The sequence below is a fragment of the Klebsiella sp. C239 genome, from assembly GCF_048822715.1.
GTDB classification, from domain to species: domain Bacteria; phylum Pseudomonadota; class Gammaproteobacteria; order Enterobacterales; family Enterobacteriaceae; genus Klebsiella; species Klebsiella quasipneumoniae.
Genome location: NZ_JBMEZK010000038.1, coordinates 1 through 1,912, shown reverse-complemented (window position 1 = coordinate 1,912; position 1,912 = coordinate 1). Strand labels below are relative to the sequence as shown.

The following is a 1,912-nucleotide window of genomic DNA, read 5'->3' as shown; positions in this document are numbered from 1 at the left end:
TCGCGGTAGGGATACCCGTTACCGGATACCCCCCGCACAGATCCCGGCGTGCGCGATTTACGCACCGGGCTCCTGCCTCGGGTGTCTGGCGGTGAACCGCTCCACAGGCCATGGATGAAGAACCCGAACCCTTGGTAGCCATGCGGCTGCCAGTTTGTTTGCTTTCGTCCAGGTCGTATCATCCTTCTGGCTCCTGCGCCTGAGCGCCCGGCGCCAGAGGTTTGTTACGTGTGTCCTGAACTTCTGCATGGTGGGGAAGTTGCCCGGTACCGAGTGATAGTTCAGGTATCCCTGAACCACTCTCCTGAGCCATTTTCCCTGTTCGGGGATTGAGTAATGCCAGCGCCTTCGCAGACCGTCTTTGATGGCTTTCAGAGTTGCCGTCATCCGATCCCGGCGGGTCTTTCGTATCAGCATGAACCTGCCGTTGCGATCTTTCCCGCTGATGTGCGTGAACCCGAGGAAGTTGAACGTTTCTGGTTTGCCTTTTCCCCTGATGGCACGGTTTTCGGCAGCGAAGCGGCCGAACTCCATCAGACGGGTTTTCTCCGGGTGAACCGTGAGTCCGAACTCCCTCAGTCTGCGCTGCATGGCTATACGGAAGCGCCGGGCATCGTATCGTTTGTCGAACCCGATGACGATGTCATCGGCGTATCTGACCATTACCACATTGCCTGTGGCATAGCGACGTCGCCACTGATGCGCCCACAGATCGAAGACGTAGTGGAGGTATATGTTTGCCAGCAGCGGTGAGATGACCGCACCCTGTGGGGTGCCTTCCTCCGTTGCTCGCCATTGACCCTCCTCCGACGTCCCGGCTGTGAGCCACTTACGTATGAGCCTGATTACCCTCCGGTCGCCGATCCGATGCTCTGTGAACCTGATCAGCCATTCGTGGCTCACCCTGTCAAAGAACTGACTGATGTCGGCATCCAGTACCCAGTTTACGTTAGTGCGTACCAGCCCTGTGGCCAGTGCGTCCAGTGCATCGTGCTGGCTTCGCCCGGGTCTGAACCCGTATGAGAACCCCATAAAGTCGTTTTCATAGACTGCGTTCAGGATTTTCACCAGCGCATACTGGACGATCTTGTCCTCCAGCGAGGCGATGCCGAGCGGGCGTTGTTTTCCATCCGCTTTTGGGATGTAGTGACGCCTGCCGGGCTGCGCCCTGTAGCTGCCCTGATGTAGCCTCCGGTGCAGATCTGTTATGTTGTTCTTCATGTTTCCGGCGTAGTCCATCCACCTGATGCCATCCACTCCGGCGGCCGCTTTCCTGCTCAGGGAGAGGAATGCGGCTTCCAGTGCTTCGACTGTCAGCAGGTGGAACAATGCTGTAAACCGTTCTTTCTTCCGCTGCTTCGCAGCTTCCCGCACGCGTGACAGCCTCTGTGACATGCTTTCCCGGCTCTGTGTCCGGCGCATGTGTGGCTGTTCCGCGTTCCCCTTGGCCCCGCTCCTTCGCTCCACTGACTCCGCTCCTTTCGGGTTGTTCGCCTGCTTCGCCGCTACTATGAGCGAGTCCGACTTCTCCTCTCCGTACATCACCGGCTATGACTCCTCGTCTTCCCGGTGCGGGCCATCTCCGACACTGGCAGATGGTCAGAGGGGAGATCTCCCGGTTCCCGCGTAGAGATCGTATTGACATGCCAGGGTCTCAGACCCCGCCGGGTCCATGTGGCACTCGCAGTATCGCACCCTATGATGTTGCCTTCCGTTAACAGTACAACGTCGGCACCCGGTAATTTAATATACATTTCGTGGCTCAATGGCTGGCCTGTCAACACCCCTGTCAACGCTTCGCCCCATACCTCGCGGTATGCAACGCATGACTCGGGGACCTTGTGGATTGCTGGTCCTTCAATGGTCGGGGACTTTCACCCCTTGATCTCTACCGGTCTCCCGGCGCACACTG

At 58.3% G+C, this 1,912-nt stretch carries 1 protein-coding gene; it reads right to left on the bottom strand.

Annotated elements, in window-relative coordinates; translation table 11 throughout:
• Nucleotides 1–57 precede the first annotated feature (57 nt).
• Entirely contained in the window at nt 58–1,545 is a 1,488-nt protein-coding gene (gene ltrA / locus ACOI6Z_RS27425; RefSeq protein ID WP_004178082.1) for a group II intron reverse transcriptase/maturase, read from the bottom strand.
• Nucleotides 1,546–1,912: the final 367 nt, after the last annotated feature.